The organism is Amycolatopsis decaplanina DSM 44594 (genome assembly GCF_000342005.1).
GTDB classification, from domain to species: Bacteria; Actinomycetota; Actinomycetes; order Mycobacteriales; family Pseudonocardiaceae; genus Amycolatopsis; species Amycolatopsis decaplanina.
Window position 1 is genome coordinate 1 of the sequence record NZ_AOHO01000043.1, and the last position, 21,540, is coordinate 21,540.

The following is a 21,540-nucleotide window of genomic DNA, read 5'->3' on the forward strand; positions in this document are numbered from 1 at the left end:
CCCGCCAGCAGCCACCACATCCAAGCCTGCCAAACCAGACTCGAACACAACCCATTAGGCCTCCTTGAGGGACTCTGGGTCCCTCAAGGGGTCCTTCACGGACACGCGCCATCCGGCACCGCAAGTAGCCGGCGAAACGCGAGCGGCAAGCCGTCGGCGAAACGCGTGCCGCCGGCAGGACACCCCCTAAACTCCATCCCGTGCGTGAATACTTCTCTCGCCGCCGCGCGGCGCTGCGTTCCCTGCTGGCCGACTCCGGGGTGGACGCGCTGCTGGTCACGGACCTGCTCAACATCAGGTACCTGACCGGCTTCACCGGGTCCAACGCCGCTCTCCTCGTCCACGAGAGCGGGGACGACAAGACGATCTTCTGCACCGACGGCCGCTACACGGTCCAGTCGGCGACGGAGGTGCCCGACCTCGAACGGGTGCTGGACCGCGCGAGCGCGGCCAAACTCGCCGACCTGGCGGCCGAAAAGGACTTCGGCAAGACCGGGTTCGAGAGCCAGCACGTGAGTGTCGAGCAGCACGAAGACCTCAAGGTCCGCTTCGACCGGGTCGAGCTGGTCCGGACGCCCGGTCTCGTCGAGCAGCTGCGGCTGGTCAAGGACGAGCAGGAGATCGAGGCGCTGCGCCAGGCATGCGCGGCGGCCGACAGGGCGCTGGAGGATCTGGTGTCCGCCGGCGGGCTCCGGCCGGGACGCACCGAGCTGGACGTCGCCCGTGACCTCGAGAATCGCATGCTCGGCCACGGGTCGACCGGGCCTTCCTTCGACACCATCGTCGCGGCGGGTGTCAACTCCGCGATCCCGCACCACCGGCCCACCTCGGCCGTGCTGGCGACCGGCGACTTCGTCAAGATCGACTTCGGTGCCACGGTCGACGGCTACCACTCCGACATGACCCGCACGTTCGTGCTCGGCAAGCCCGCGGCGTGGCAGGAGGAGATCTACGAGCTGGTCCAGCGCGCGCAGGCGGCGGGCTGTGACGCCGTCCTCCCCGGTGCCGAAGTGTCCGAAGTGGACAAGGCGGCCCGTGGCGTGATCGTCGGCGCGGGGCGCGGCGAGGAGTTCGGACACGGTCTCGGCCACGGGGTCGGACTGCAGGTGCACGAGGCGCCCAGCCTCGCCGCCACCGGCGTCGGTACACTGTCCGCCGGTATGGCCGTCACCGTCGAACCTGGTGTGTATCTGCCCGGACGCGGAGGCGTGCGCATCGAGGACACGCTGGTCGTGCGGGAAGGTACGCCCGAACTCCTCACGCTGAGCACCAAGGAACTCGTGGTCGTCTGACGGCGGCCCGGAAGATCGACACAGGAGACTGCACACTCGTGGCCACCACCAACGACCTGAAGAACGGGCTCGTCCTCAACCTCGACGGCCAGCTCTGGACCGTCACCGCGTTCCAGCACGTCAAGCCGGGCAAGGGCGGCGCGTTCGTCCGCACCACGCTCAAGCACGTGCTGACCGGCAAGGTCGTCGACAAGACCTTCAACGCGGGCACGAAGGTCGACACGGCCACCGTCGACCGCCGCAACATGACCTACCTGTACAAGGAAGGCCAGGACTTCGTGTTCATGGACGCGGAGACCTACGACCAGATCACCGTGCTGGCCGAGACCGTCGGCGACAACGCGAACTACCTCCTCGAGAACACCGAGGTCCAGGTCGCGGTGCACGAGGGTGTCCCGCTGTACATCGAGCTGCCGACCTCGGTCGAGCTCGTCGTCCAGCACACCGACCCGGGTCTGCAGGGCGACCGCTCCACCGGTGGCACCAAGCCGGCCACCCTCGAGACCGGTGCCGAGATCCAGGTGCCGCTGTTCCTCACCACCGGCGAGAAGATCAAGGTCGACACCCGTGACGGCCGCTACCTGGGCCGCGTCTCCAGCTGATGGCCGATTCAGGTAAGTCCGGCAAGTCGCCGAACCGCGGCGGCCCGATCAGCCGTCGGCAGGCCCGGCGGCGCGCCGTCGAGATGATGTACGAAGCCGCCCAGCGCGGTGCCGACGCGGTGACGCTGCTGGCGGACAGGGTCGGTTCGGTCGAGGTCGACCCGATCGCGGACTACACGATCTCGCTGGTCGAGGGCGTCACCGGCCGCAAGACCCAGATCGACGAGCTGCTCTCGGAGCACGCTCAGGGCTGGACGCTGGACCGGATGCCGCCGGTGGATCTGGCGGTGCTGCGGGTCGGCGTCTACGAGCTGCTGTGGGCCGAGGACGTGCCGGACCCGGTCGCCATCGACGAGGCCGTCGGGCTGGCGAAGGAGCTGTCGACCGACGACTCGCCGCGGTTCGTGAACGGCGTGCTCGGCCGGATCGGCACCATCGCGGACAGGCTCCGCGCGGTCCTCTAGAAGACGTACTACAACGGGCCGTGTCCTCGTCGCGAGGGCACGGCCCGTTCTCGAGCTCGGTGGCTCCGGTTGGCGTTTCCGGTCCCCCCGGACCGAAAACGTCGCCATCTCTAGTCCTCTTTGGACGGTCGAGCCTCGGGCGGCAGCACACCCCAGTCGATCAGCTGCTCGGTGAGCTCGCCGGGGGTCATGTCGTAGATGATCGCCAGGGAACGCAGGTCCTCGGTGCGGATCGAGAGCACCTTGCCGTTGTAGTCGCCGCGCTGGCTCTGGATGGTGGCCGCGTAGCGGGCGAGCGGCCCGACCTTCTCCGCCGGGAGCTGCTGGAGACGCTCCAGGTTGATGACGATCTTCGTGGCGGGCTCGGCACCCGACGGCACCCGGCCCTCCGGCAGCAGTTCGACCACCGGGACGCCGTAGAAATCGGCGAGCTCGGCGAGCTTCTGCACGGTGACGGCGCGGTCACCGCGCTCGTACGAACCGACGACGACGGCCTTCCAGCGGCCTCCGGACTTCTGCTCGACCCCGTGCAGGGACAGGCCCTGCTGCTGGCGGATCCCGCGGAGCTTGGCCCCGAGCGCCTTGGCGTAATCGCCCATCTGGTGGTTCTCCGTTTCCTCACCCCCAACCGGTCGGGGTGACCGGTCCAGGGGACTCCTAGAGTCGAATACTCAGAGTAATGGTTACGCATAGTTGTCACCAGGTCAAGCGGGTGCTTTCACGAGGCCTTCGTCACCTGGGGCGCGCCACCCGTAAGAATGAGGGCCAACTCCTGCTAGTGTCGACTCGATTTCCTCGCTACGCAGGAAGTCGACGTCCTTTAAGGACCCGTCCAGAGAGGCGGGGAAGGAGGTCCGCCTTGTCGTCACGCCCGCGTGGCGCGGCGGAACCGGCGGGAGAGCGCGAGCTGCTCTCGTCCGGGGATGTCGCGCGCACGATCGCCCGAATGGCCCACCAGGTCATCGAGAAGACCGCTCTCGGTGCCGGTGGCTCGACTCCGCCCGTGTTGCTGGGCATCCCCACCCGGGGAACCCCGCTCGCCCTGCGGCTCGCGGACAAGATCGCCGAGTTCTCCGGCATCCGTCCGCCGACCGGCGCGCTGGACATCACGCTCTACCGTGATGATCTCCGCCGCCGCCCGCCCCGCGCGCTCGAACATTCGCAGCTGCCGCCGACCGGTATCGACGACGCGGTGGTGATCCTGGTCGACGACGTGCTGTTCTCCGGCCGCACCATCCGTGCCGCCCTCGACGCCCTGCGCGACCACGGCCGCCCCCGCGCGGTCCAGCTGGCCGTGCTGGTCGACCGCGGCCACCGCGAACTGCCGATCCGCGCCGACTACGTGGGCAAGAACGTGCCCACCTCGCGCGCCGAGGGGATCGAGGTCCTGCTGTCCGAAGTGGACGGACGGGACACGGTTCTGCTTCGCGCGCAACAAGAAGGAGATCGATCGTGAAGCACCTGCTCGCCACCGACGGGCTCGACCCGGCGCTCGCGACAGCCGTGCTGGACACCGCCGAAGAGCTCAAGCACACCCTGCTGGGCCGCGAGGTCCGCAAATTGCCGACGTTGCGCGGCCGCACCGTCATCACGTTGTTCTACGAGAACTCGACCCGCACCCGTGTCTCGTTCGAGATCGCCGGGAAGTGGATGAGCGCCGACGTGATCAACGTTTCCGCGTCCAGTTCCTCGGTCAACAAGGGCGAATCGCTGCGGGACACCGCGCTGACGCTGGCCGCGGCCGGCGCCGACTGCGTGATCATCCGGCACCCCGCCTCCGGGGCGGCGCAGCGGCTTTCGGGCTGGCTCGCCGAAGCGGGGACGGCGGTCGTCAACGCGGGGGACGGCACCCACGAGCATCCGACGCAGGCCCTGCTCGACGCGGCGACGCTGCGGGAACGCCTCGGTTCGTTCGAGGGTCGCCGCGTCGGGATCGTCGGCGACGTTCTGCACAGCCGGGTCGCGCGGTCGAACATCCACCTGCTGTCGGCGCTGGGCGCGGAGGTGGTGCTCGTCGCGCCGCCGACGCTGCTGCCCGCCGGTGTGGAGAGCCTGCCGGTCACGGTGTCGCACGAACTCGATGCCGAACTGCCCGTCCTCGACGCGGTCATGATGCTGCGGGTCCAGGCCGAGCGCATGCACGGGGGCTTTTTCCCTTCGGCGCGTGAGTACTCGATCGCCTACGGCCTCAACGAACGGCGGATGAAGCTCCTGCCCGAGCATGCCGTCGTCCTGCATCCCGGCCCGATGCTGCGCGGGATGGAGATCGCCTCGGCGGTCGCCGACTCCCCGGCCTCGGCCATCACCGAACAGGTCCGCAACGGCGTCCACGTGCGCATGGCGGTCCTTTACCACCTGCTCGCCAGCGAAGGGGCCGCCGCATGAAGACCGTCCTGATCAAGGGCGCCCGCCCCTACGGCGAGGGCGATCCGGTCGACGTGCTCGTCGAGGACGGGGTGATCACCGACATCGGCGCCCTGGACACCCCCGAAGACGCCGAAGTGATCGAAGCGGGCGGCCAGGTACTGCTCCCCGGTTTCGTCGACCTGCACACCCACCTGCGTGAACCCGGCCGCGAGGACACCGAGACCATCGCCACCGGTTCGGCCGCGGCCGCGCTCGGCGGCTACACCGCGGTGTTCGCCATGGCCAACACCGACCCGGTGGCCGACAACGCGGTGATCGTCGACCACGTGTGGCGGCGCGGCCAGGAGGCCGGACTGGTCGACGTGCACCCGGTCGGCGCGGTCACCGTGGGTCTCAAGGGCGAGAAGCTCGCCGAACTGGGCACCATGGCGAAGTCCGAAGCCCGGGTGAAGGTCTTCTCCGACGACGGCCTCTGCGTCGCGGACCCGCTGCTGATGCGCCGCGCGCTGGAGTACTCGACGGCGCTCGGCGTGGTCATCGCCCAGCACGCCGAGGAGCCGCGGCTGACCGTCGGCGCGCAGGCGCACGAAGGCGAGCAGGCCGCGCGCCTGGGCTACACCGGCTGGCCCGCTTCGGCGGAGGAGTCGATCGTCGCCCGCGACTGCTTGCTCGCCGAGCACGCGAACGCGCGGCTGCACGTTTGCCACGTCTCGACCGCCGGCACCGCCGACATCCTGAAGTGGGCCAAGGAGCGCGGCACCAAGGTCTCGGCCGAGGTCACCCCGCACCATCTGCTGCTGACCGATGAGCGGCTCGCGACCTACGACCCGGTCAACAAGGTCAACCCGCCGCTGCGCACCGGATCCGACGCCGAGAAGCTGCGCGCCGCGCTGGCCGAGGGCGTCATCGACTGCGTCGCCACCGACCACGCGCCGCACGCGGTCCAGGACAAGGACTGCGAGTGGAGTTCGGCGAGGCCCGGCATGCTCGGTCTCCAGACCGCGCTGTCGATCGTGGTCGAGACCATGGTCCGCACCGGCCTGCTGGACTGGCGCGGCGTCGCACGGGTGATGAGCGAGCGGCCCGCCGAGATCGGCAACCTGTCCGACCACGGCCGTCCGATCGAGGTCGGCGAACCGGCCAACCTGACGCTGGTGGACCCGGACACCGAATGGACCGTGCGGGGCGCGGAGCTCGCGAGCATCGCGGCCAACACCCCGTACGAAGGAATGCGGCTCCCCGGCGTGGTGACGGCGACGTTGCTGCGCGGGCGGATCACCGCGCGGGAAGGGAAGATCGCCTCATGAGCGACCGGATCCTGCTGACACTGGCGGTCTTCGCCTTCTTCCTGTTCTGCGTCTTCCTGATGTGGCGCGGCTGGCGGCGGAAGTCCCGGGCGCAGAGCGTCCAGGTGCCGCCGTTCCCGGAGATTCCCGCGCAGCCCGGCGAGGCGTCGCTCGAATCGACCGGCCTCTACGTCAGCACGACGACCGCCGGGCACTGGCAAGACCGTGTCGTCACCCGTGGCGCCGGCCTGCGCACCGGCGCGGTGTGGCGCCTGCACGAAGACGGCGTCGCCATCGAACGCGGCGGCGCCCCGGACTTCTGGATCCCGCGTGCCTCGGTCACCGGCGTCCGCAAGGACAAGGGGATGGCCGGGAAGGTGATGGGCATCGACGCGCTGCTGGTCATCACCTGGCTGGCCGGCGACGTCGAACTGGACACCGGATTCCGCGGCGACGACGTCGACGACTATCCACAGTGGATCGAAGCTTTGCAAGACACTCGCAACGACATCAAGGGAGGTGCCTGATGAGCACCGCGAACAACACCAGGACCCCCGCCGCGCTGGTCCTCGAAGACGGCAGGGTGTTCCGCGGCTCCGCGTACGGCGCCCGCGGCCGGAGCCTGGGTGAGGCGGTGTTCTGCACCGGCATGACCGGCTACCAGGAGACGCTGACCGACCCCTCGTACCACCGGCAGATCGTGGTCCAGACCGCGCCGCAGATCGGCAACACCGGCTGGAACGACGAGGACGACGAGTCCTCGCGCATCTGGGTCTCGGGCTACGTCGTCCGCGACCCGGCGCGCACCCCGTCCAACTGGCGTTCCAAGCGCACGCTGGACGAGGAACTGGAGCGCCAGGGCGTCGTCGGGATCTCCGAAGTGGACACCCGCACGCTGACCCGGCACCTGCGCGAGCAGGGCGCCATGCGGTCCGGCGTCTTCTCGGGCGACGCGCTGGGCACCGACGAAGAGATGCTCGCGCAGGTGCAGGCGAGCCCGCAGATGAAGGGTGCCGACCTCGCCGGCGAGGTCAGCACCAAGCAGGCGTACGTCGTCGAGGCCCAGGGCGAGCGGAAGTTCCGCGTCGCCGCGCTGGACCTGGGCATCAAGTCCAACACCCCGCGCCTGATGGCCGCGCGCGGCATCGAGGTGCACGTGCTGCCCTCCTCGTCCACTGTGGACGATCTGCTCGCGGTCGAGGCGGACGGCGTTTTCCTGTCCAACGGCCCCGGCGACCCGGCGACCACCGCGCACGCGACGGAGCTGACGAAATCTGTGCTGCAGCGGGAAATCCCGCTGTTCGGCATCTGCTTCGGCAACCAGATCCTCGGCCGAGCGCTGGGACTGGGCACCTACAAGATGCGCTACGGCCACCGCGGCATCAACATCCCGGTGATCGACGTGGCCACGAAACGCGTCGCGATCACCGCGCAGAACCACGGTTTCGCCCTCGAAGGCGAGCCGGGACAGCGGTTCGAGACGCCGTTCGGCGCCGCGCAGATCTCGCACTACTGCCCGAACGACGACACCGTCGAAGGTGTCCGCGCGTTCGACGTCCCCGCGTTCTCGGTGCAGTACCACCCCGAGGCCGCCGCCGGCCCGCACGACGCGGCACCCCTGTTCGATGAGTTCGTCAGCTTGATGGAGAAGAAGGCCAAGTAATGCCGAAGAGGACAGACATCCAGCACGTGCTGGTCATCGGCTCCGGGCCGATCGTGATCGGCCAGGCGGCCGAGTTCGACTACTCCGGCACCCAGGCCTGCCGCGTGCTGCGGCAGGAAGGGCTGCGCGTTTCGCTGGTGAACTCGAACCCGGCGACGATCATGACCGACCCCGAGTTCGCCGACGCCACCTACATCGAGCCGGTCACCCCGGACTTCGTCGAGAAGGTCATCGCCGAGGAGCGTCCCGACGCCATCCTCGCGACGCTGGGCGGGCAGACCGCGCTGAACTGCGCCGTCGCCCTGCACGAGCGCGGTGTCCTGGAGAAGTACGGCGTCGAGCTGATCGGCGCCGACATCGACGCCATCCAGCGCGGCGAGGACCGGCAGAAGTTCAAGGACATCGTCCGCACGATCGGCGCCGAGGTGCCGCGCTCGCGGGTCTGCCACGACATGGACGAGGTCCGCGCGACCGTCGCCGAGGTCGGCCTCCCGGTGGTCATCCGGCCGTCCTTCACCATGGGCGGGCTCGGCTCGGGCATGGCGCACACCGACGAGGAACTGGAGCGGCTCGCCTCCACCGGGCTCAGTGAGTCGCCGGTCACCGAGGTCCTCATCGAGGAGAGCGTCCTCGGCTGGAAGGAGTTCGAACTCGAGCTCATGCGCGACCGGCACGACAACGTGGTGGTCGTCTGCTCGATCGAGAACTTCGACGCGATGGGCGTGCACACCGGCGACTCGGTCACCGTCGCGCCCGCGATGACCCTGACCGACCGCGAGTACCAGCACATGCGTGACGTCGGCATCGCGGTGCTGCGCGAGGTCGGCGTCGACACCGGCGGCTGCAACATCCAGTTCGCGATCAACCCGGCCGACGGCCGCATGGTCGTCATCGAGATGAACCCCCGGGTGTCGCGGTCGAGCGCGCTGGCGTCGAAGGCGACCGGTTTCCCCATCGCCAAGATCGCCGCGAAGCTCGCCATCGGCTACACCCTCGACGAGATCCGCAACGACATCACCGGCGAGACCCCGGCGGCCTTCGAGCCGACGCTGGACTACGTCGTGGTGAAGGTGCCGCGGTTCGCCTTCGAGAAGTTCCCCGGCGCGGACCCGACGCTGACCACGACGATGAAGAGCGTCGGCGAGGCGATGTCGTTCGGCCGCAGCTTCCCCGAGGCGCTCGGCAAGGCGCTGCGGTCCATCGACACCAAGGCGACCGGCTTCTGGACCCGTCCCGACCCCGAAGGCGCGACGCTGGAGTCCGTCCTGGAGGCTCTGCGGACGCCGCACGACGGGCGCGTCTACGAGGTCGAGCGGGCGCTGCGGTTCGGCGCCACCGTGGAGCAGGTGCACGAGGCGTCGGGCATCGACCCGTGGTTCATCGACCAGATCGCCCTCATCGGCGAGGTCGGCGCGGAGGTCCGCGACGCACAGGTGCTCGACGAGCCGCTGCTGCGGCGGGCCAAGCGGATCGGCCTCTCCGACCGCCAGATCGCCGCGCTGCGACCGGAACTGGCCGGGGAGGACGGTGTCCGCGCACTGCGCCGCCGTCTCGGTGTCCGGCCGGTCTACAAGACCGTCGACACCTGCGCGGCCGAGTTCGCGGCCAAGACGCCGTACCACTACTCGGCTTACGAGACCGATCCCGCGGCGCAGTCGGAGATCACCCCGCAGACCGAGAAGCCGAAGGTCCTGATCCTCGGCTCCGGGCCGAACCGCATCGGGCAGGGCATCGAGTTCGACTACTCGTGCGTGCACGCCGCGATCGCCCTGCGCGAAGCCGGTTTCGAGGCCGTCATGGTCAACTGCAACCCCGAGACCGTGTCCACCGACTACGACACCTCGGACAGGCTGTACTTCGAGCCGCTGTCGTTCGAGGACGTGCTGGAGGTCGTCAACGCCGAGCAGGAGTCGGGCACCGTCGCCGGGGTCATCGTGCAGCTGGGCGGCCAGACCCCGCTCTCGCTCGCGAAGCGCCTCGCCGACGCCGGTGTCCCGGTGATCGGCACCTCCCCGGACGCGATCCACCTCGCCGAGGACCGCGGCGCGTTCGGCGAGGTCCTCACCGACGCCGGGCTGCCCGCGCCGAAGTACGGCACGGCGACCTCGTTCGAGGGCGCGAAGCGGATCGCCGACAAGATCGGCTACCCGGTCCTCGTGCGGCCGTCCTACGTCCTGGGCGGGCGCGGCATGGAGATCGTCTACGACGAGGAGTCCCTCGCCGGCTACATCCACCGCGCCACCGAGGTCACCCCCGAGCACCCGGTGCTGGTGGACCGCTTCCTCGACGACGCCATCGAGATCGACGTCGACGCGCTGTTCGACGGCGAGGAGCTGTACCTCGGCGGCGTCATGGAGCACATCGAGGAGGCCGGGATCCACTCCGGCGACTCCTCCTGCGCGCTGCCGCCGATCACGCTGGGCCGGACCGACATCGAGACGGTGCGCCGCTCGACCGAGGCCATCGCGCGGGGTGTCGGCGTCCGAGGGCTCCTGAACGTCCAGTACGCGCTCAAGGACGACGTCCTGTACGTCCTGGAGGCCAACCCGCGCGCGTCGCGGACGGTGCCGTTCGTGTCCAAGGCGACCGCGGTGCCGCTGGCCAAGGCCGCGGCGCTGATCATGACGGGCTCGTCGATCAAGGGCCTGCGCGAGTCCGGCGTCCTCCCGGCCGAGGGTGACGGAGGCCACATGCCCGCCGATTCGCCGGTCGCGGTCAAGGAGGCGGTCCTGCCGTTCCACCGCTTCCGCACCCCCGAGGGACACGGCGTCGACTCGCTGCTCGGCCCGGAGATGAAGTCCACCGGTGAGGTCATGGGCGTGGACGTCTCCTTCGGCAAAGCGTTCGCCAAGTCGCAGGCGGGCGCCTACGGTTCGCTGCCGACGTCGGGCAAGGTGTTCGTCTCCGTCGCCAACCGCGACAAGCGTTCGCTGGTGTTCCCGGTGAAGCGGCTGGCGGATCTCGGCTTCGAGATCCTCGCCACGTCGGGAACGGCGGAAGTGTTGCGGCGCAACGGAATCGCCTGCACCGTCGTGCGCAAGCACTACGAAGGTTCCGCCGAAGGCGAGCAGAACGTCGTGGACGTCATCCTCAGCGGCGAAGTGCAGATGGTGATCAACACTCCTTACGGCAACAGCGGTCCCCGCATCGACGGCTACGAGATCCGCACCGCCGCGGTGTCCCGGGACATCCCCTGCATCACCACGGTGCAGGGCGCGGCGGCGGCCGTGCACGGGATAGAGGCCGTCATCAAGGGCGACATCGGCGTGCGGTCGCTGCAGAGCCTCCAGGCGGCGCTGAAGGCCAAGGCATGAGCGAACGGTTCGGGGCGAGGCTGGCGCGGGCGGTCGCCGAGAAGGGGCCGCTCTGCGCCGGGATCGACCCCCATCCCGGGTTGCTCCAGGCGTGGGGTCTTCCGGCGGACGCGGGCGGTCTGGAGAAGTTCGCCCTCACGGCCGCCGAGGCGATCGCGCCCGAGGTCGCGGTCATCAAGCCCCAGTCGGCCTTTTTCGAGGCCTACGGGCCTCCTGGGGTCGCTGTCCTGGCCAAGACGATGAAGGTGTGCCGGGAGGCGGGCGCGCTCGTCCTGCTGGACGTCAAGCGCGGAGACATCGGTTCCACGATGGCGGCGTACACGGCGGCTTTCCTGCCCGCCGGTGCGGAACTCGAGGCCGACGCCATCACGGTGTCGCCGTACCTCGGTTTCGGTTCGCTGGCCCCCGCGATCGACGTTGCGCAGGCGCAAGGCAAGGGCCTGTTCGTCCTCGCGCGCACCTCCAATGCGGAGGCGCAGGGATTGCAGAACGCCTTGCTGCCCAACGGAAAGACCGTCGCACAGGACATCGTCGACACGGCGGCCGCGTACAACGCGGCCGTCGGGCCGTTGGGTGACATAGGTGTCGTCGTCGGCGCCACCATCGCGCCGGGAGAGCTCGACCTGAGCAAGCTGAACGGTCCGGTCCTGGCGCCCGGTTTCGGGGCGCAGGGGGCCACTCCGGCCGATCTGCGAGCCCTTTTCGGCCCGGGACTGCCGGGTGTGCTCCCCGCGTCGTCCCGTGACGTCCTCAAGCACGGGCCGGACCCCGAAGCTTTGCGTGCGGCCGTTCGGCGGACCCGGGATTCCCTCGGTCCCCTGGAAAAAGGCCAATAGCAGGCCCGGGAATCGGTCATGACCGGCCACCCCCGCATTGTGGGCCGGGGTAACGGGTGGGTACCGTCGCCACACCCACCCAGATTTGAGAACTACCGGAGGAAAACGTGGCACTTCCCCAGCTGACAGAGGAACAGCGCGCTGCGGCGCTGGAGAAGGCCGCCGCCGCCCGCCGCATCCGTGCTGAGCTGAAGGAGCGGCTGAAGCGGGGCGGTACCACTCTGGTCGACGTGTTGAAGCAGGCCGAGGAGAACGAAGTCCTCGGCAAGATGAAGGTCTCGGCTCTGCTCGAGGCTCTTCCGGGCGTCGGCAAGGTCCGTGCCCAGCAGACCATGGAACGACTGGAGATCGCACCCAGCCGTCGTCTTCGCGGCCTCGGCGACCGGCAGCGCAAGGCGCTGCTGGCCGAATTCAGCGGCGAGTGAGCGGCACCGGTCAGGACCACCCGGTGAACCCGGGCGCTGACCGCGGCGGTGAGCCGGTGGCGGGAGTTTCATCCCGGCACCGGCTCACGGTCGTATCGGGGCCTTCGGGAGTCGGGAAGTCGAGCGTGGCGAAGGAGCTGCGCAAGCTGGATCCGGAAATCTATTTCAGTGTCTCGGTGACCACCAGGAAGCCGAGGCCGGGTGAGGTGGACGGCGAGCACTACCACTTCATCGACCGGGCCGAGTTCGACCGCATGGTCGCCGACGGCGCACTGCTGGAGCACGCCGAGTTCGCGGGCAATTGCTACGGCACCCCGCGCGAGCCCGTGGAGCGGGTGCTGGCCGCCGGCCGCAACGCCGTGCTGGAGATCGAACTCCAGGGCGCCCGGCAGGTCCGCAAGGCGATGCCGGAGGCCCGGCTGGTGATGCTGATGCCGCCGTCGTGGGACGAACTGGTCGGCAGGCTGACCGGCCGCGGCACCGAGGACGAAGCCGCGGTGAAGGCCAGGCTGGCCGAGGCCGAACGCGAACTCGCCGCCGCCGGGGAGTTCGACGAGCGCGTCGTCAACGCCGACGTGCGAGAGGCCGCTGAGCAGTTGCTAAACTTGATAACCGGCGATATCTAACCCGAAGATTCGGAGCACCACGAGTGACGACTCAGGCCACGCTGCACGAAGAGCTCGAAGGCATCACCAACCCGCCCATCGACGACCTCCTCGAGAAGGTCAGCTCGAAGTACGCGCTGGTGATCTACTCGGCCAAGCGCGCTCGCCAGATCAACGACTACTACGCCCAGCTGGGCGAGGGCCTGCTGGAGTACGTCGGCCCGCTGGTCGAGCCGGGCCCGCGCGAGAAACCGCTGTCCATCGCCCTGCGCGAGATCCACGGCGGCCTGCTCGAGCACACCGAGGGTGAGTAAGAAATCAATGGCCACGGCGGCCGTCAAGATGACCCGGCGCGACCCTGCCGAGAACACCGTTGAGTAAACCCAAGGTCGTTCTGGGCGTGGGCGGCGGGATCGCCGCCTACAAGGCCTGTGAGGTCCTGCGCGGACTGACCGAATCCGGTCACGACGTCCGCGTGGTCCCCACCGAAGCCGCGCTGAACTTCGTCGGCGCGGCCACCTTCGAGGCACTGTCCGGGAACCCGGTGCACACCGGCGTGTTCACCGAAGTGCCCGAGGTCCAGCACGTCCGCGTCGGCAAGGAAGCCGACCTGGTGATCGTCGTACCCGCCACGGCGAACCTGCTCGCCAAGGCCGCGCACGGCATCGCCGACGACCTGCTGACCAACACCCTGCTCACCGCCCGGTGCCCGGTCGCCTTCTTCCCGGCGATGCACACCGAGATGTGGGAGCATCCGGCCACCCGCGACAACGTGGCGCTGCTGCGCTCGCGCGGCCTGGTCGTCGCCGAACCCGCCGCCGGCAGGCTCACCGGCGCCGACACCGGCAAGGGGCGGCTCGCCGATCCCGCCGAGATCGTCGACCTCGCCCGGCTCCTGCTCGCCGTACCGAAGGCCCTCCCGCGCGACCTCGAAGGCGTGCGCGTGGCGATTTCGGCGGGCGGCACCCGCGAACCGCTGGACCCGGTCCGTTATCTGGGAAACCGTTCGTCGGGCAAACAGGGCTACGCGCTGGCCCGGGTCGCCGCCCAGCGTGGTGCCGAGGTCACCCTGGTCGCAGCACACACGATCGCGCTGCCGGAGCCCGCGGGCGCGAAGGTCGTCCACGTGTCGACCGCCGAGGAGATGCGCCAGGCGATGCACGCCGAGGCCGCCTCCGCCGACGTGGTCGTGATGGCCGCGGCCGTCGCCGACTTCCGGCCCTCGAACCGGGCGGACCACAAGATCAAGAAGTCCGACGACTCACCGGATCCCGTGGTCGAGCTCGCGCGCAACGCGGACATCCTGGCCGAACTGGTGCGAAATCGGGCGAACGGTCAGGTGGTCGTCGGCTTCGCCGCGGAAACCGGGGACGACAAGGGCGGCGTCCTCGACCACGCCAGGGTCAAACTGAAGCGCAAGGGTGCGGACCTGCTGGTGGTGAACGCAGTGGGGGAGGGAAAGGCGTTCGGGACCGAGGACAACTCGGGCTGGCTGCTCGGGGCCGACGGGACCGAGCTGCCGATCCCGCTCGGCGCCAAGGCTGAACTCGCGTCCACATTGTGGGATGCTGTTGTGACCTTGATGAAGCGTTGAGAGTCCTCCCAACGATAGTCAGTAGGCTTGAGTACAAGCTAAGGGGTGCCTAACTTACTGGGCATCAGACGTCTAGGTGAGGGAGTGACGGCCACCGTGACCGCGTCCACGAGCAGACTGTTCACATCGGAATCGGTGACTGAGGGTCATCCCGACAAAATTTGCGATGCCATCAGCGACTCGATCCTGGACGGTCTGCTGGCGAAGGACCCGCGCAGCCGGGTCGCGGTCGAAACCCTCATCACCACCGGGCAGGTGCATGTCGCCGGCGAGGTGACCACCGAGGCCTACGCGGACATCCCGACCATCGTCCGCGACGTGATCCTGAAGATCGGCTACGACTCTTCGGCCAAGGGCTTCGACGGCAACTCTTGCGGCGTCAACGTCGCGATCGGCTCCCAGTCGCCCGACATCGCGCAGGGTGTCGACACCGCGTACGAGTCCCGCGTGGAGTCCGACGAGGACGAGATCAACCGCCAGGGCGCCGGCGACCAGGGCCTGATGTTCGGCTACGCCTGCTCGGACACCCCTGAGCTGATGCCGCTGCCGATCGCGCTGGCGCACCGGCTCTCGCAGCGGCTGACCCGGGTCCGCAAGGACGGCGTGCTGCCGTACCTGCGCCCGGACGGCAAGACCCAGGTCACCATCGAATACGCCGGTGACCAGCCGGTCCGCCTCGACACGGTGGTCGTGTCGACCCAGCACGCGGACGGCATCGACCTGGACCAGATGCTCGGCGTCGACGTCCGCGAGCACGTGGTCGCCCCAGAGATCGCCGAGCTCGGGCTCGACACCTCCGACGTGCGGCTGCTGGTCAACCCGACCGGCCGCTTCGTCATCGGTGGCCCGATGGGCGACGCGGGCCTGACCGGCCGCAAGATCATCGTCGACACCTACGGCGGCATGGCCCGTCACGGTGGCGGCGCGTTCTCCGGCAAGGACCCCTCCAAGGTGGACCGCTCGGCCGCGTACGCGATGCGCTGGGTGGCGAAGAACGTCATCGCCGCCGGTCTCGCCGCGCGCGCCGAGGTCCAGGTCGCGTACGCGATCGGCAAGGCGGCCCCGGTGGGCCTCTTCGTCGAGACCTTCGGCACCGAGACGGTCGACCCGACGAAGATCCAGGCCGCCATCACGGAGGTCTTCGACCTGCGTCCGGCCGCGATCATCCGTGATCTCGACCTGCTCCGCCCGATCTACGCGCCGACGGCCGCGTATGGCCACTTCGGTCGTCCTGAGCTGGGTCTCCCGTGGGAGAGCACGGCGCGGGCGGCGGACCTGAAGTCGGCCGCGGGCGCCTGATCTGTCCGTGAAGGCCTCCTTGCCTACCTTGAGGGTGGGGAAGGAGGCCTTCACTACGTCGCCGACCTGATGTGCCCCAGGGCGTGACTTGCGTGCTTGGAGACGGAACTCAGGTGTGCGGCTTCCAAGCACGCGAGATCCGTCTCTGAGCACGCGAGTTCCGGATTCGGCCACCCCGGCGACGCGGTACGGGCGGTGCCGGGGGAGTCTGGTAGAGATCACCGGGTGAGCAGCAGTCCCGAACCGACCCCGCTGTGGGACCTCCCGGAGCCTCCGCCGAAGGCCGAGCCGGCGCGGAAGGCCAAACCGTCGCGCGCGAAAACGGCCAGCCGTCGCGGCGCGCAGAACCCCGCGCCCGAAAACCCGGTCGCGCGGATCGTCGTGGACATCCCGCTCACGCATCTCGACCGGACCTTCGACTACCGGATCCCCGAGAAGCTGCACGAGGCCGCCGTGCCCGGCTGCCGGGTGCGCGTCCGGTTCGCGGGCCAGCTCGTCGACGGGTACCTCGTCGAACGCGCCGACACCACGGAGTTCACCGGGAAGCTCGCGTACATCGACAGGGTGACTTCCAGCGAGCCCGTGCTGCCTCCGGCGCTGCACACGCTCTGCCGGTCCGTCGCGGACCGCTACGGCGGCACGCTCAGCGACGTCCTGCGGCTCGCGATCCCGTCCCGGCACGCGAAGGTGGAGGGCGAACCGCCCGCCGAGCCCGCGCCGACGCCGGAGCCGCCCGAAACCACGGCCTGGGAGAAGTACCAGAGCGGTCCGGCGTTCCTGGAGGCCGTCGCGGAACGGCGTCCGGCCAACGCCGTCTGGCAGGCGCTGCCGGGTGAGGACTGGCCGCGCCGCCTCGCCGAAGCGGCCGCCGTCGCGGCCGCCGCGGGCCGTGGTGTCGTCATGGTCGTTCCCGACCACCGCGATCTGACGCGGTTGCACGACGCTTGTGTCTCCTTGCTGGGTAACGATTCCGTGGTCGCGCTGATCGCGGGGCTGGGCCCCGCCGAGCGCTACCGCCGCTGGCTCGCGGTGCTGCGCGGCGCGGTGCGCGTCGTCGTCGGCACGCGCGCGGCGATGTTCGCGCCGGTCGCCGATCCCGGCCTGTTCGTGGTGTGGGACGACGGCGACGACGTCCACCTCGACCAGCACGCGCCGTATCCGCACGTCCGCGACGTGCTGATGGACCGCGCGCACGCCGCGAAGGGCTCCATGCTCGTCGCCGGTTTCGCGCGGACCGCCGAGGCGCAGTTCCTGGTGGAGTCGGGCTGGGCGCAGCCGCTCGTGGCGGCCCGCCCCGAACTGCGGGCGGCCGCGCCAAGGGTCACCCCGGTCGGCGAGGACTTCGACGTCGCACGGGACGAAGCGGCCAAGGCCGCGCGGCTCCCGTCGGTCGCCTTCGAGGCGGCACGGCAGTCGCTGGCCGGCGGATTCCCTGTCCTGGTGCAGGTTCCGCGTCGCGGGTACGTTCCGGGACTCGCCTGCGGCAACTGCCGGACGTCGGCGCACTGCCGCCGTTGCGCCGGCCCGCTTTCCTTGCCCGGCGGGCTGATCGACGGCGCGCCGAGGCCACCCGCCTGCCGGTGGTGCGGCGTACCCGAGACGAACTTCCATTGCACCGCTTGCGGTTCGGTGCGGTTGCGGGCGGTCGTGGTCGGCTCGAAGCGGACCGCGGAGGAATTGGGCCGCGCGTTCTCCGGATTCCCCGTACGGACCTCGGGCGCGACGGAGGTTTTGGCTTCAGTGCCGGGAAAACCGGCGTTGGTGGTGTGCACGCCGGGAGCCGAGCCCGTCGCGGAAGGCGGCTACGGCGCGGCGCTGCTGCTCGACGGCTGGGCGCTGCTCGGGCGGCAGGACCTGCGCGCGGGCGAGGAAACCCTCCGTCGCTGGATGGCGGCCGCGGCCCTGGTGCGGCCGGGGACCGAAGGCGGTCGCGTGTTCGTCGGCGCGGAAGCGGGCCTTTCGGTCGTGCAAGCGCTGGTGCGCTGGGACCCGGGCTGGCACGCGAGCCTGGAACTGGCCGAGCGGCGCGAACTCGGCTTCCCGCCCGCGATGCGGATGGCGAGCATCGAAGGCACGCCGGACGCGGTCGCCGGTCTGCTCGACGACCTCGCCCTCCCGGAGACCGGCGAAGTGCTGGGCCCGGTGCCGCTCGGGGACGTCGACGAGGACGGCAACGCCGAACGCGAACGGGCACTGGTGCGCGTCGCGCGCCCGGACGGGAAGGCGCTCGCCGCCGCCGTCCACGCCGCGGCCGCGCGCCGGGACGCGCGCAAGGCCTCCGAACCCATCCGGATCCAGCTGGACCCCCTGGAACTCATCTAGCCCTCGCAATTCGGCACCTGGTTGCGATCCTTGCGTGTGCAACCAGCGCAACCAGGTGCCGAATTGCCTGGGGTCAGAGCGTCGTGCCGGGGATGGCGAGGACGTCGGCGCGAGCCGAAGCACCCGGAGCGGGCGTAGCCGCCTTCGAGGCGGAGCCGCCCAGGGCGGCGGTGAGCAGCGTGACGATCTGCGAAGAGATCGCCGCCCGCCGCGCCTCGAAGTCCGCATCGGTCAGCGCCGAAGGATCAGCGGGCGTGCCGAGCACGGGCGTGTGCAGGTGCCCGCCCGCGATCCCGCTCAAGCCGAGCCCCGTCCGCAGCCGGTTGCTGCGATACATGGACTCGTTGCTGAGATAGTTGCCGCCGCCACCGGAAGCGGCGACCTCACCGGGCTTCGGCGCGTCCGTCCGGCACACCGCGGTCCCGGTCCCCGGCTTCGTGCTGTCGGGCCAGACGCAGAACGCCTGGTTGTACCGCACCTGGTAAGCCCCGGCGGGTGCGGCGAGCATCTTTTCGTACGGCAGCGTGGTTTCGATGAACTGGACGTCCGGCTGCGGCCAGCCGCCGGCGGGTGGGACCGGACCGCGAACGGGCTCGTCGAGGTTGTCCGGCGAACCACCGCGCCAGGCACCGGCCCATCGCTCGATGTCGAACCGGCCGGGACGGCCCTGGCTGATCGTCATGATCAGCTCCGGACGGCGGAAGCGGTCCTCGAACGCCTGGCCGTAGGCCGCCTCGACGATGCCGGCGTCGAAGTAGCTCCACACCACCGGGAACGACACGGCCTGCACCAGCGCGGGCCCGGTCGGCGTCTGGATCACCTTGCCGTCCAGGTGCAGCGCGGCCGCGCCCGACGGATTCGCGATGCGGACGCCGGCGCCGTTGAGGGTGAACGGGTCGAACCCGCTCACCAGCACCCGGCGCGGTTTCGGGCCGGGCGGGAAGCGGGAGTCGCCGAGTCCGCGCGCGCCGAAGTCGAACGCCTTCAGCAGTTCCGCCCGGGCCGGTGCGGACAGCGGGAAGCGCGGCGTCCACTGCCGCAGCGCCTTGCTCATCTCCAGACGTGCCCAGTAGAGCGGCCGGTCGTCCGCCTTGTCGATGCTGCCGAGATCGGGACGGCGGCCCTGCGCGCGGTCGACCGCGGTGCGCCAGAGCCCGTCACCGGCGGTCTCGGCGAGCTTCTCGGCGCGCAAGGCGGTCTTCGTCGCGCAGAGGCGCGTCTTGAAGTCGGAGACGAGCTTGTCGAATCCGGCGAGCCGGACGAGTTCCGGGCCGACCGCCGGACCACCGGAAGGCATGGTCGCGGTGAGCCGCTTCTCTTCGACGGTGATCGCGGCGAAGTCGTCGAAGCAGGCACGCGCGCCTTCGGCCTGTGCGACGCCGGGGACCGCGAAAACGGGGAGAGCGATGAGCAACGGGAGGAATGCGCCCCACCGCGTGCCGGGAATCTTCATGGCCCGCATTCTTCTCATCCCGGCAGGGCCGCACCACCGACGAACGCAGGTCTGAACGGGTCTTGTCCAGGGTGGACAGGCGAGGCAGACTCGCGCCATGGCCGCGCACAGAAGCACTCTGGGACGCATCACCGCAGTCACCGCGATCGCCGCCCTGGTCGGCAGCGCCGCGCCGGGAACCGCGGCGGCGGCACCACCGACCCCCAAGTCCCCGACCGCCGTCGGCTATCTGGGCGCGGTGTCGAGCATCGACGCGGACGCGACCGCGATCGGCACGAAGATCCTGCGCGAGGGCGGCAACGCCGTCGACGCCGCCGTCGCGACAGCAGCCGCGCTGGGCGTCACCGACCCGTTTTCCGCCGGGTTCGGCGGTGGCGGCTTCTTCGTCTACCACGACGCTCGCACCGGCAAGGTGCACACCCTCGACGGCCGCGAGACCGCGCCGTCGACGGCGAACGAGAACCTCTTCGTCGAGAACGGCAAAGCGATCCCGTTCGCGGAGGCCGTCACCAGCGGATTGAGCGTCGGCGTGCCCGGCACACCCGCCACGTGGCAGGAAGCCCTGCGGAGGTGGGGGACCAAGTCGCTGGCGAAGGCGGTCAAGCCCGCCGAAGACCTCGCCCGCAAGGGTTTCACCGTCGATCAGACCTTCAACACCCAGATCTCGAACAACGCCGCCCGTTTCGCGGCGTTCCCGTCGACGAGGTCGTTGTACCTGCCCGGCGGCGCGCCGCCCGCGGTCGGCACGACGTTCAAGAACCCGGACCTCGCGGACACGTACGCGCAGCTCGCCGCGAAGGGCACCGACGTGCTCTACCGAGGCCCGATCGGCGCGGCTGTCGTCGACACCGTGCGGAAGCCGCCGGTCGACCCCGCGTCGACGCTGAAAGTGCGCCCCGGCGACATGACGGCGGCCGACCTCGCCGGGTACCGCGTCGTCGAGCGGAAACCGACCAAGACGCGGTACCGCGGTCTCGACGTCTATGGCATGCCCGCGCCGTCGTCCGGCGGGCTGACCGTCGGCGAGGCGCTGAACATCCTCGAGAACACGAAGCCCGCCACGCTGGATGAAGCCGACTACCTGCACTACTTCCTGGAGTCGACCCGGTACGCCTTCGCCGACCGCAACCGGTGGATCGGCGACCCGGCCTTCGTCGACGTACCGGCGAAGGAACTGATCAGCCAGAAGTTCGCCGACGGCCGCGCGTGCCTGATCGACCCCGCGAAAGCCGGGACGAGCCCGGTCGCGCCCGCCGACCCGCGCGCGCACACTCCGTGCGTGGCCGGGACGAACGCCGCGCCGACGCCGTACGAGGGCGAGAACACCACGCACCTCACGGTCGCCGACCGATGGGGCAACGTCGTCGCCTACACCCTGACCATCGAGCAGGAGGGCGGGAGCGGCATCGTCGTGCCGGGCCGCGGGTTCCTGCTCAACAACGAACTGACCGACTTCTCCTTCACGCCGGTGACTCCTGGCGTGCCCGACCCGAACCTGCCGGGCCCGGCCAAGCGGCCGCGTTCGTCGATGGCGCCGACCATCGTGCTCGACCACGGCAAGCCGTTCCTGGCGGTCGGCTCGCCCGGTGGCGCGTCGATCATCACCACGGTGCTGCAGATCCTCACCGGCCGCATCGACCGCGGGCTGAAGCTGGTCGACGCGATCGCCGAACCGCGCGCCTCGCAGCGGAACTCGGCGGCCGCGCAGGTGGAGCAGGCTTTTCTGGATCAGACCGAGGTGCTCGCGGCGCTGAAGGCCAAGGGCCAGGGCTTCTCGACGGCGCCCGCGGAGATCGGGGCCGCGACCGGCGTCGAACGGTTGCGGGACGGCCGGTGGCTCGCCGCGGCCGAACCCACGCGCCGAGGTGGCGGCTCGGCCGCCGTGGTCCTGCCCTGGCCACCGCCCCGGTAGGGACCGACCCCACAGGTGACCGGCAGTACGTCTCCTGGGAGCGCGTCAGCGCGACAGGAGACTTCACCGTCGTGCGCCTCTGTCGGCCGAAGGCCACGGCGACATT

General features: G+C 70.0%; 19 protein-coding genes. 17 read left to right on the top strand and 2 right to left on the bottom strand.

Features of this window, described 5'->3' with window-relative positions:
• Positions 1 to 200 precede the first annotated feature (200 nt).
• The 3 genes from H074_RS08540 to nusB are packed head-to-tail and all read left to right on the top strand — an operon-like array spanning position 201 to position 2,358.
• Entirely contained in the window at positions 201 to 1,292 is a 1,092-nt protein-coding gene (locus tag H074_RS08540) for a M24 family metallopeptidase (RefSeq protein WP_007029628.1), read from the top strand.
• Between the two features lie 38 nt (positions 1,293 to 1,330).
• Positions 1,331 to 1,894, top strand: coding sequence for an elongation factor P (gene efp / locus H074_RS08545; protein WP_007029629.1), 564 nt, complete (start codon positions 1,331 to 1,333; stop codon positions 1,892 to 1,894).
• Positions 1,894 to 2,358: a transcription antitermination factor NusB gene (gene nusB, locus H074_RS08550; RefSeq protein ID WP_007029630.1), complete on the top strand. Its 465-nt coding sequence runs from the start codon at positions 1,894 to 1,896 to the stop codon at positions 2,356 to 2,358. The genes efp and nusB overlap by 1 nt, the downstream gene beginning before the upstream one ends.
• A 110-nt stretch (positions 2,359 to 2,468) precedes the next feature.
• Here the strand turns inward: nusB and bldD are convergent, their stop codons facing one another.
• Positions 2,469 to 2,957 carry a transcriptional regulator BldD gene (gene bldD / locus H074_RS08555; RefSeq protein ID WP_003096372.1) on the bottom strand — a complete coding sequence of 163 codons (489 nt, stop codon included), beginning with the start codon at positions 2,955 to 2,957 and terminating at the stop codon, positions 2,469 to 2,471.
• Between the two features lie 260 nt (positions 2,958 to 3,217).
• Here bldD and pyrR point away from each other — a divergent pair, with 260 nt between their 5' ends.
• The 13 genes from pyrR to H074_RS08620 all read left to right on the top strand — a co-directional run bounded on the left by pyrR (position 3,218) and on the right by H074_RS08620 (position 18,069).
• Entirely contained in the window at positions 3,218 to 3,814 is a 597-nt protein-coding gene (pyrR, locus tag H074_RS08560) for a bifunctional pyr operon transcriptional regulator/uracil phosphoribosyltransferase PyrR (protein ID WP_007029631.1), read from the top strand.
• Positions 3,811 to 4,743, top strand: a complete 933-nt coding sequence (locus H074_RS08565) for an aspartate carbamoyltransferase catalytic subunit (RefSeq protein WP_007029632.1) — start codon at positions 3,811 to 3,813, stop codon at positions 4,741 to 4,743. The genes pyrR and H074_RS08565 overlap by 4 nt, the downstream gene beginning before the upstream one ends.
• A complete protein-coding gene (locus H074_RS08570) occupies positions 4,740 to 6,032 on the top strand; it encodes a dihydroorotase (RefSeq protein ID WP_007029633.1) in 1,293 nt (430 codons plus the stop codon). The genes H074_RS08565 and H074_RS08570 overlap by 4 nt, the downstream gene beginning before the upstream one ends.
• Complete coding sequence (locus H074_RS08575) at positions 6,029 to 6,538, top strand: PH-like domain-containing protein (RefSeq protein ID WP_007029634.1); 510 nt, start codon at positions 6,029 to 6,031, stop codon at positions 6,536 to 6,538. The genes H074_RS08570 and H074_RS08575 overlap by 4 nt, the downstream gene beginning before the upstream one ends.
• Positions 6,538 to 7,674: a glutamine-hydrolyzing carbamoyl-phosphate synthase small subunit gene (gene carA / locus H074_RS08580; protein ID WP_007029635.1), complete on the top strand. Its 1,137-nt coding sequence runs from the start codon at positions 6,538 to 6,540 to the stop codon at positions 7,672 to 7,674. Before H074_RS08575 ends, carA begins: the two co-directional genes overlap by 1 nt.
• Positions 7,674 to 10,988 (top strand): carbamoyl-phosphate synthase large subunit, encoded by a 3,315-nt coding sequence (gene carB / locus H074_RS08585; RefSeq protein WP_007029636.1) that lies wholly within the window; start codon positions 7,674 to 7,676, stop codon positions 10,986 to 10,988. Before carA ends, carB begins: the two co-directional genes overlap by 1 nt.
• Positions 10,985 to 11,824, top strand: a complete 840-nt coding sequence (gene pyrF, locus H074_RS08590; RefSeq protein ID WP_007029637.1) for an orotidine-5'-phosphate decarboxylase — start codon at positions 10,985 to 10,987, stop codon at positions 11,822 to 11,824. The genes carB and pyrF overlap by 4 nt, the downstream gene beginning before the upstream one ends.
• A 107-nt stretch (positions 11,825 to 11,931) precedes the next feature.
• Positions 11,932 to 12,249: an integration host factor, actinobacterial type gene (gene mihF, locus H074_RS08595; protein WP_003096398.1), complete on the top strand. Its 318-nt coding sequence runs from the start codon at positions 11,932 to 11,934 to the stop codon at positions 12,247 to 12,249.
• A complete protein-coding gene (gene gmk / locus H074_RS08600; RefSeq protein ID WP_083920393.1) occupies positions 12,246 to 12,875 on the top strand; it encodes a guanylate kinase in 630 nt (209 codons plus the stop codon). The genes mihF and gmk overlap by 4 nt, the downstream gene beginning before the upstream one ends.
• A gap of 23 nt (positions 12,876 to 12,898) precedes the next feature.
• Positions 12,899 to 13,168 carry a DNA-directed RNA polymerase subunit omega gene (gene rpoZ, locus H074_RS08605; RefSeq protein WP_005152353.1) on the top strand — a complete coding sequence of 90 codons (270 nt, stop codon included), beginning with the start codon at positions 12,899 to 12,901 and terminating at the stop codon, positions 13,166 to 13,168.
• A gap of 59 nt (positions 13,169 to 13,227) precedes the next feature.
• Complete coding sequence (gene coaBC, locus H074_RS08610) at positions 13,228 to 14,448, top strand: bifunctional phosphopantothenoylcysteine decarboxylase/phosphopantothenate--cysteine ligase CoaBC (protein ID WP_007029639.1); 1,221 nt, start codon at positions 13,228 to 13,230, stop codon at positions 14,446 to 14,448.
• Positions 14,449 to 14,544: 96 nt separating this feature from the next.
• Positions 14,545 to 15,747, top strand: coding sequence for a methionine adenosyltransferase (gene metK, locus H074_RS08615; protein ID WP_007029640.1), 1,203 nt, complete (start codon positions 14,545 to 14,547; stop codon positions 15,745 to 15,747).
• Positions 15,748 to 15,972: 225 nt separating this feature from the next.
• A complete protein-coding gene (locus H074_RS08620; RefSeq protein ID WP_007029641.1) occupies positions 15,973 to 18,069 on the top strand; it encodes a primosomal protein N' in 2,097 nt (698 codons plus the stop codon).
• A gap of 73 nt (positions 18,070 to 18,142) precedes the next feature.
• Here H074_RS08620 and H074_RS08625 read toward each other — a convergent pair whose 3' ends face one another.
• A complete protein-coding gene (locus tag H074_RS08625) occupies positions 18,143 to 19,522 on the bottom strand; it encodes a pyroglutamyl-peptidase I (protein ID WP_007029642.1) in 1,380 nt (459 codons plus the stop codon).
• Positions 19,523 to 19,619: 97 nt separating this feature from the next.
• On the opposite strand from H074_RS08625, the gene ggt reads away from it, so the two are divergent.
• On the top strand, positions 19,620 to 21,434 hold the full coding sequence (ggt, locus tag H074_RS08630; RefSeq protein ID WP_007029643.1) for a gamma-glutamyltransferase: 1,815 nt from the start codon (positions 19,620 to 19,622) through the stop codon (positions 21,432 to 21,434).
• Positions 21,435 to 21,540: the final 106 nt, after the last annotated feature.

Coding starts and splice junctions, on each gene's coding strand:
- H074_RS08570 (WP_007029633.1), top strand. CDS start 4,740: ATGAAGACCGTCCTGATCAAGGGCGCCCGCCCCTACGGCGAGGGCGAT.
- H074_RS08625 (WP_007029642.1), bottom strand. CDS start 19,522: ATGAAGATTCCCGGCACGCGGTGGGGCGCATTCCTCCCGTTGCTCATC.
- carA (WP_007029635.1), top strand. CDS start 6,538: ATGAGCACCGCGAACAACACCAGGACCCCCGCCGCGCTGGTCCTCGAA.
- nusB (WP_007029630.1), top strand. CDS start 1,894: ATGGCCGATTCAGGTAAGTCCGGCAAGTCGCCGAACCGCGGCGGCCCG.
- carB (WP_007029636.1), top strand. CDS start 7,674: ATGCCGAAGAGGACAGACATCCAGCACGTGCTGGTCATCGGCTCCGGG.
- bldD (WP_003096372.1), bottom strand. CDS start 2,957: ATGGGCGATTACGCCAAGGCGCTCGGGGCCAAGCTCCGCGGGATCCGC.
- H074_RS08575 (WP_007029634.1), top strand. CDS start 6,029: ATGAGCGACCGGATCCTGCTGACACTGGCGGTCTTCGCCTTCTTCCTG.
- ggt (WP_007029643.1), top strand. CDS start 19,620: ATGGCCGCGCACAGAAGCACTCTGGGACGCATCACCGCAGTCACCGCG.
- pyrF (WP_007029637.1), top strand. CDS start 10,985: ATGAGCGAACGGTTCGGGGCGAGGCTGGCGCGGGCGGTCGCCGAGAAG.